Source organism: Microbacterium sp. (assembly GCF_052102115.1).
Classification (GTDB): Bacteria; Actinomycetota; Actinomycetes; order Actinomycetales; family Microbacteriaceae; genus Microbacterium.
In genome coordinates this window covers 1-7,040 of sequence record NZ_JBQDVP010000084.1, presented here as the reverse complement: position 1 = coordinate 7,040, position 7,040 = coordinate 1, and the positions used below count along the sequence as shown (strand labels likewise).

The window sequence follows — 7,040 nt, the reverse complement described above, 5'->3', positions numbered from 1 at the left end:
CGATCGTTATCTGGAGTCCGGTCAGACGTGGCCATGACGTCCAGCACGAGACTCAGCGGATCGAAAGTCTTCCTGGTGGACACGGTTATCCTGAGCCGTCCATCAAGCGGCACCGACCTCGTCACCGTGCCGTGGTCGATGCCCGCAGTCGCCCGAGCGCGTGTTCCAGTTGTTGCCGAATTCGCTGATTCTCAGCGGTGAGGTCGCGGACGCGCGCGTTGGCGACTTCGAGACGGCGTCGTAAGGACTCATCGGTGGAACGTTGGGACGCGGGCAGCGGTGCGCCGATGGCGCCGCGCTGGAGGTCGCGCAGCCGCCGAATCTCGGCGCAGAGGTCGGGCTGGGTGTAGAGCCAGGACCGCGACACCTGCGCCTTCTGCGCGATGATCTGGAAGGTGACCGCCCCGCCCTCGCGGTCGAGGTCGCGAAGAGCCTGGGTGGCTTTGGCGCGGGTCGTCTCGTGGCGCCGCTGGGCGGCGGCGATCAGGTGATGGCTGTTGTCGGCATGCATCAGGTGCTTGCCTCGCCGTCCTGGTCGTCCTCCAGTGCAGTGATGATCTGGTCGAGGTTTCCCAGTACCTGCTGGTTCATCTCGATCAGTCGTTGCTGGCCGCGGGCCTCGGCAGCGGTGATGATCTGCACGACCTGCTGACGATGCTGGCGGTGCTCGGGCAGGAACTCGGAGGTGGTGATGAACATCGGGCAGCTCAGGCACGCGTTCGCGTGCGGGCAGGACTGCTGGACCGGCAGCCCGCAGAAGCCGTTGGGCAGGGCTTGGGTGGCTCGTCCGACTCGCTGCTTGGCCCAGGCCGCCTCGGCCAAGGGTCCGTCCGGGTCGAGGGTGACCGTCTCGCCCTTGATGTTGACCTTCCGCGCGGCTTCCCAGTGCCGACGGATCGTGGTGTCACTGAGGCGGGCGTAGTGGGCGGTCATGACGTGGGAGTCGTGGTCGAGAATCCGCCGGACCACTTCTTGGGGGACATCGCGGTTGATCAGCCTGGTGCCCAGCGTGTGGCGGAAGCTGTGCGGGACAACGCGAACGGGCTGGCCGTGCTCGTCACGGACGTCGCAGCGCTTGAGCCAGCTGTGCAGCGCCTTGCGGTAGACCCCGTCACCGACCGACTCGCGGCCATCGTCGTTGTCCGTGACTCGCGGGAAGAGCACCGGCGTACCAGCCGGCCACCGCTCCTGCAGGCGGCGCCGCTGCGCAGCGATGACCTCGGCGAGGTCGGCATCGATGGGCACCAGGGCCTCGCGCTTCATCTTGTGGTTGAGGTAGCGCAGGTAGGGCGCTCCCTCGCCGTCGTAGACGATGCAGTCGGTTGGCAGGCGGACGGTGTCGGTGATGCGCAAGCCGCAGCCCATCAGGATCAGCGTGATCAGCTCGTAGCTGGGGTTGTTCCACTTGGCGAGGTTGTCCGGGTTCTCCAGCTGAGCCATCACGGTTTCGCTCAGCGCGCGCGGTTGCCGGATGGCTTCCTTGGGGAAGTCCTCGCTGAAGAACATCACCGTCGAAGGCAGCGAGTCATCCCAGCCGTGCTGCCGGATAGTGGTGAAGAACAGGTTCAGTTGGCCGATCAGCATGCGGTGCTTCACGGTCCCTGAGAACCGAGCATGCAGGTGAGCGAGGTAGCGCTCCAACACCTCCCGGTCCAGGTCTGCCATCCCCTGGAAGGCAGGTGCCGAATCCGCGAGGAACTGCCCGAAGTACGTGATGGCTCGTGTGCCGGAGGAGACGCTGACCACTCCGAGACCCGTGGCCAGGCGCCAGCGGGCCCAGCGTTTGGCCAAGGCCTTGAGCCAGGCCTGCGGGACGTCCTCGAAGGTGATCCGGGCGAGCCGTCGGTCCTTGATGCCGAGCTCACGCAGCCGCCAGACGTCCTTGAGATACTCGGTGTCCCAGCTGCTGGCCTGGTGGAATGTCCGTCGTCGCTCGCGCGCCGTTGCCGATGGCCGTTCGGGCACCAGCGGGCTCGGCGCGCTCACAGTCGTACCTCTCGGCCGGTGAACCAGCCCGCTTCCTCCAACGCCTTGCGCGCGTCCTCGGCGCTCAGGTGCCCGTAGACGGCGGCGGTGGTGGTGATGTCGGCGTGGCCGAGCAGCTTCGAGACCACCTCGATCGGCACACCATCGCGCAGCATCCGGGTCGCGGCGGTGTGGCGGTACCAGTGCGGGTCGAAGTCGATCCCGGTGTGCCGGCGTAGCCGCTTCACCAGGTCGTAGACGGCCGTGTAGCTCAGTGGGTGACCGTGGGGACGGCCCCACAGGTTCACGAAGACGTAGTCAGAGTCCAGGTCGCCGTACTCCAGGTGAAGATAGTCGGCGTAGAGCCGGACAAGCTCCGCGCTCACCGGCACCGTCCGCGAGCTGCGTGATTTCGAGCGGGCACCGTTGTCGTTGACCCGTGACTGGACCGTGATATGGGACTCGGCAGCGGCGAGGTCCTCGTGCCGCAGGCCCAGCGCCTCCCCGATCCGCATCCCGGTGTCGAACAGCACCGCGAAGAGGAACCGGTCCCGCAGATGGTCACAGGCATCGAGGATCGTCTGCACCTCGGCGGCGTTGAGCACGCGCGGGAGCTTGCGCTGTGCGCTCAGGGCGATTGCCCGCCGCGCCTGTAGTCTGCTCTTGCTGATGTGGTGCAGGAACGGTTTCCACCCCGAGCCCCGGCCTCCGGCCGGCTGCCACGTCCTCAGCAACTCCCCAAGGTCGACGCCGTGGCGCGCGGCGTGCTGATAGAACGCGCTGAGCGCGGAGAGCTTCCGATTGACCGTCGCCTCGGTGCAGTGGTGTTCCACCGACGGCAGGACCGGGACAGACCCATCGCGCAGCCCCGGCGGACGGCGCAGCCAGGCGACGAACTCGGCGACGTTCTCCAATCGCACCGCGCGCCAGTCCAAGCCCTCGGCGTCGAGGAACACGAACCAGTCCTTCAAATCGTGGGCATAGGCCTTGACCGTATTCGGCGACCGCTCGATCTGGGTCAAGTACGCCAAATACCGCTCGACCGGAGCCACCGGGGCACCGTCACCGCCGAGCACCGTCCACGACTCCACGCCATCAACGGGCGACAGCACACGCTGGACAAACATCAGCTCTCTGTGCGGAGCGCTGCGAGAGTCTGCATCAGCGGCGGGCTCTGGTGCGGTGGAGGTAGATCTGCGCGGGGATCAGGATCACCATGGCACCTGCGAGCAGCGGCCACGTCGGCATGTCTGTCAAGAAGAGCGCGGCCACGAATGTAATGAGTACCACCGTGCTGATCACGGTGATGCCGACGCGCAGTGGACTGCTTTTCATGTCTGAGGGTCTCCTGGTGACGTTCGGGCGCCGGGTTGGTATGTCGGCAGAGGTAGCGGTCAGGACGCGGCGAGTGAATCTCGCAGGGCGACTTTGCCGCCGGAGCGGAGGATGGCGTTGCCATAGATGCGGCCGGACAGAGCGCTGCTTGCAGCGATCGTGGCCAGGCAGACCAGGAGGGCGAGTCCTTGCTGCCACAGAGGAACGGTTTCGATGGCCATGCGGACAGGCATGGCGAAGACGTTGAAGAAGGGAGCGATCGAGGCCACGTCGAGCCAGGGACTGCTCGGGGAGTTGAAAGCCAAGATCACGGCCGCGGCGAAGGGGCCGAGGCTGAGCAGGTAAGCGGGCTGGAGAACTGAGCTGAGGTCTTCTTGTCGTGCCACGCGCGCGGCCAGGGCCGCCATCAGGATGGAGAACAGCACTACCCCCGAGACGAGGGAGATGAGGGCGGCGGGGATTACGGGGTTCGTTAGGTCCGGCATGGGGATCGGGTTGCCGCTGGCCGCGAGGCCCGCCAGGGCGGCGGCCGCGAGGGCCGCGATCTGGGTGAGTCCGAGCAGCGAGACAGCCAGCACTTTCCCGATGAGCAACTGCCAGGGGCGGATGCAGGCGAGAAGAATTTCCACAACCCGGCTAGCTTTCTCATCGACGACACCCGTGGCCAGGGTCGCCCCCCACAGCATGATGATGAGGACGATGGACAGGCCAACTGCGAGGGCGAGCATCAGGTAGCTCACAGGTTGAGATGCCGCTGCCGGGTCCTGCTGCTGCCCCTCGGAGCCGAATAGGTACGGAGAGAAGAAGGACAACGCTGCGAGGACCGCCATCGAGGCCAGGAAGGCCTTGGAGAGCAGTCGGCTGAGGAGTTCACGTCGGAAGATCAGACCGATCCCGCGGAGCGTGGAGAGGGGCGCAGGCTGGTTGTTCCCGCTGGCCCGATAGGTTAGCTCTGGGCGTCCCGTGCGTGGCGTGGTGGTGGCCGGCATATCAGAACTCCTGCTCATCTGGGGTGGCGGAGCGGTCCTCGACGTCCTGCATGACGTCGAGATACAGGTCGGTGAGGCTAGGACGCCAGTGCTGAAAGTTGATGACGTCTCCATGACGCAGGACCGTGCGCAAGACCTGCTGGGAATCCTGCTCACCGTGCAGGCGCAGACGCACCGCACCATCGAGATCGGGGAGTCGTTCACACCAGCCGGCCGAGGCGGGGCACAGCGCCAGTTCGCCGAGCCAGACCTCCGGGGCAGCGGTGGCGCGGATCAGGAGCTGGCGACCGGACTGTGCGCTCAGTTCCTCGACGGTACCTTCGCCGACGATTCGCCCGTCGCTGATGATGCCGATCCGGTCGCACAATCGCTCGACGAGGTCGAGCTGATGACTGGAGAAGATCACCGGCGCACCACGGTCGGCTTCCTCGCGCAGGACCGTCGACATGACATCGACCGCCAGGGGGTCCAAGCCCGAGAACGGTTCGTCCAGCACCAGGACGCCCGGTTCGTGCACGAGGGCGGCAGCGAGCTGGACCCGTTGCTGGTTTCCTAGGCTCAGAGTCTCCAGCGCTGAGCCACCCAGTTCTTCCAGGCCCAGACGCTCGATCCAGTACCGGCTGGCCGAGGCGGCGCCACGCCGCTCGATCCCGTGGAGCTCGGCAAAGAACGCCAGCTGCGCGCCCACGGTCATCTTCGGATAGAGGCCGCGTTCCTCGGGCATGTATCCCACCCGCGCACGGATGGTGTCATCCATCGGCGCCCCGTCATAGGTGACGCTGCCGGAGTCGGCACGGGCCACCCCGAGCATGATGCGCATCGCGGTCGTCTTGCCGGCGCCGTTCCCACCGACGAACCCGTACAGCTCCCCCTCACGCACGGAGAACGTCAGGTCTGACAGAACCCGGTGAGACCCGTAGCTCTTGTTCACGTCGGACATCATCAGCATCGGGGACGTCTCCTCTTTGGTGGTTGGCGGCGTAGCGGCTCGTGTGCAACGAAGCGTCGTGTTTATACAACACCATAGCAGGCTCGTCCAACTGCTCGTTGCAATAGTGCGTCGTTGTTGGTAGCGTTGGCACAGTGCCGCGCGCGAGTGACCCGAAGCCTCTGTACAACCGGCTTCGGGTGTTGCGGGCCGACTTGGACCTCTCGCGGGCCGACCTCGCCGCGCGGGTGGGGGTCAATCCCCAGACAATCGGCGCGATCGAGCGGGGCGACCACTCACCGAGCCTGGCCCTGGCACTGAACATCTGCGAGGTCTTCGACCTACCCGTCGAAGCGGTCTTCAGCCGCCAGCCGTTCCCGCCTCTGTCCGCGGCCTACTCCGGTCGCGCACATGGCCCAGCGGCGCCAACCCCCCCCGGAAGATGAGAACCGTGCCCGCTGACCACCCGACAGACACACCCACCACCACGCGCTTCGAACGGGCGAGAAGGATGTCGCTGCGAGCCCGTCGCGGCCTGGTCCTCGTTGGAGCCGTCACCTGGGTGGCCTTCGGCGTCGTGTCCGTAATCGGGATGGACGGCCCGGCGGCCGTGTGGCGGTGGGCACTCCTCGCCGGCTACGTGCTGATGTGGGCGGCCTTGCGGGTGCTGATCCGCGACATCGCCGAACGAAGCGCCGGAGCGATCGACGAGTACGAGACAGCTAGACGCACCCGAGCCCGCGACGTGGGCTACGTCACTGCCCTGGTCGTCGCGCTCATGCTCTACCTCGTCTTCAGCGTCGCGACCAACCGTGCGCAGGACGGCGACCCAGGCGTCCTTCTGCGCGCCGACGACCTCATCTTCGCGGCGTTCCTGCTGCCCGCGGCCCTGCCAACCTTCTTCCTGGCGTGGACTACCCCTCCTGATGAGGACGACTGAGTCAGCCGCCCTGCACGCCGCACACGCCTGATCGATCCCTGCCGCCCACGAGGAATGGAGCCCCACGATGACCCCGCCCGATTCGATCATCGACCGTCTGGGCATCCCCGTGGCACTGATAACGCTGCTGCACACCGCGGACGGTCAGCCCTACCAGCGCTTTCAACCGCAAAAGGTCACTGCGGCCGCAGAGCTGCTTGAGCTGACCGTTCGCGGAGACGTCACCGTGGAAGACAAGGACATCGTCGCCCCCCGAGTTCCAACCGACGGTCCCGCCTGGCGCGACCAAGTCACCGCCGACCTAGCCCGCAGCTGCGCCCGGAGCGGCTCGATCAACATCGCCACATGGTTGCGTCTCCGCCGTCAGGCACTGAAGGTGCAGCAGGACGCAGCCGTCGACGCTGGCGCACTGTGCCCCGGGCGTGGTCGACTGTTCGGGCTTATCCCTTATCGCAAACGCGTGCCCGACCCGGCCGTGCGCTCCACGGTCATCGCCGAGCTCACCCAGGACTCCACCGCTCCTTCCGAACGTACTGCGGCGCTGGCCGGCCTCGTTCGCGGCGCGAAGATCGACACGGTCCTTGACCTCGACGACGCCCAACGTTCCGCCTTGGCGAACATCGCCACCGGCCCCGGCAGCAAGCTGAGCGCGTCAATGAACGCCGCCAAAGCCACGAACGCGGCTTTAGCCACCGTCCTGTACCTCCAGATCACCGGCGACTGACCGCCCTGACGTCCCCGAGATCGATCTCGTCTGCGAGTTTCGTCGAGTGCCGTCCATCTTCGTCGCAAGGCGGCAACGATTACAGCGTCCTGGACACCCGTCCACGATGCGTACATGCAGCTCAGGCCACACTACCGATCCAGGGACTCTAGATAACGA

9 protein-coding genes are annotated in these 7,040 nt (G+C 66.3%); 3 read left to right on the top strand and 6 right to left on the bottom strand.

Annotation, left to right across the window (positions count from 1 at the left end):
- Positions 1-121 precede the first annotated feature (121 nt).
- Genes ACTICP_RS15380 through ACTICP_RS15355 form a run of 6 tightly spaced genes read right to left on the bottom strand, consistent with a single transcriptional unit; the run spans position 122 to position 5,229 of the window.
- Positions 122-511, bottom strand: a complete 390-nt coding sequence (locus ACTICP_RS15380; RefSeq protein WP_441893839.1) for a DUF6262 family protein — start codon at positions 509-511, stop codon at positions 122-124.
- Positions 511-1,986, bottom strand: a complete 1,476-nt coding sequence (locus tag ACTICP_RS15375) for a tyrosine-type recombinase/integrase (protein WP_441893837.1) — start codon at positions 1,984-1,986, stop codon at positions 511-513. The genes ACTICP_RS15380 and ACTICP_RS15375 overlap by 1 nt, the downstream gene beginning before the upstream one ends.
- Positions 1,983-3,092: a site-specific integrase gene (locus ACTICP_RS15370; RefSeq protein WP_441893835.1), complete on the bottom strand. Its 1,110-nt coding sequence runs from the start codon at positions 3,090-3,092 to the stop codon at positions 1,983-1,985. Before ACTICP_RS15370 ends, ACTICP_RS15375 begins: the two co-directional genes overlap by 4 nt.
- Positions 3,093-3,126: 34 nt before the next feature.
- On the bottom strand, positions 3,127-3,300 hold the full coding sequence (locus ACTICP_RS15365) for a hypothetical protein (protein ID WP_441893833.1): 174 nt from the start codon (positions 3,298-3,300) through the stop codon (positions 3,127-3,129).
- A gap of 59 nt (positions 3,301-3,359) precedes the next feature.
- Positions 3,360-4,289, bottom strand: coding sequence for an ABC transporter permease (locus ACTICP_RS15360; RefSeq protein WP_441893831.1), 930 nt, complete (start codon positions 4,287-4,289; stop codon positions 3,360-3,362).
- A 1-nt stretch (position 4,290) separates the two neighbouring features.
- A complete protein-coding gene (locus ACTICP_RS15355) occupies positions 4,291-5,229 on the bottom strand; it encodes an ABC transporter ATP-binding protein (protein ID WP_441893841.1) in 939 nt (312 codons plus the stop codon).
- Between the two features lie 143 nt (positions 5,230-5,372).
- Here ACTICP_RS15355 and ACTICP_RS15350 point away from each other — a divergent pair, with 143 nt between their 5' ends.
- The 3 genes from ACTICP_RS15350 to ACTICP_RS15340 all read left to right on the top strand — a co-directional run bounded on the left by ACTICP_RS15350 (position 5,373) and on the right by ACTICP_RS15340 (position 6,881).
- On the top strand, positions 5,373-5,663 hold the full coding sequence (locus ACTICP_RS15350) for a helix-turn-helix transcriptional regulator (RefSeq protein WP_441893829.1): 291 nt from the start codon (positions 5,373-5,375) through the stop codon (positions 5,661-5,663).
- Positions 5,664-5,668: 5 nt separating this feature from the next.
- Complete coding sequence (locus ACTICP_RS15345; RefSeq protein WP_441893827.1) at positions 5,669-6,157, top strand: hypothetical protein; 489 nt, start codon at positions 5,669-5,671, stop codon at positions 6,155-6,157.
- A gap of 67 nt (positions 6,158-6,224) precedes the next feature.
- The gene (locus ACTICP_RS15340; protein WP_441893825.1) at positions 6,225-6,881 is read left to right on the top strand and encodes a GPP34 family phosphoprotein; all 657 of its coding nucleotides are present in this window, start codon (positions 6,225-6,227) and stop codon (positions 6,879-6,881) included.
- Positions 6,882-7,040 lie beyond the last annotated feature (159 nt).

What these genes read in the sequence shown, in the direction of transcription:
- ACTICP_RS15380 (WP_441893839.1), bottom strand. Translation starts at nt 511, where the DNA reads ATGCATGCCGACAACAGCCATCACCTGATCGCCGCCGCCCAGCGGCGC.
- ACTICP_RS15370 (WP_441893835.1), bottom strand. Translation starts at nt 3,092, where the DNA reads ATGTTTGTCCAGCGTGTGCTGTCGCCCGTTGATGGCGTGGAGTCGTGG.
- ACTICP_RS15365 (WP_441893833.1), bottom strand. Translation starts at nt 3,300, where the DNA reads ATGAAAAGCAGTCCACTGCGCGTCGGCATCACCGTGATCAGCACGGTG.
- ACTICP_RS15360 (WP_441893831.1), bottom strand. Translation starts at nt 4,289, where the DNA reads ATGCCGGCCACCACCACGCCACGCACGGGACGCCCAGAGCTAACCTAT.
- ACTICP_RS15355 (WP_441893841.1), bottom strand. Translation starts at nt 5,229, where the DNA reads ATGTCCGACGTGAACAAGAGCTACGGGTCTCACCGGGTTCTGTCAGAC.
- ACTICP_RS15340 (WP_441893825.1), top strand. Translation starts at nt 6,225, where the DNA reads ATGACCCCGCCCGATTCGATCATCGACCGTCTGGGCATCCCCGTGGCA.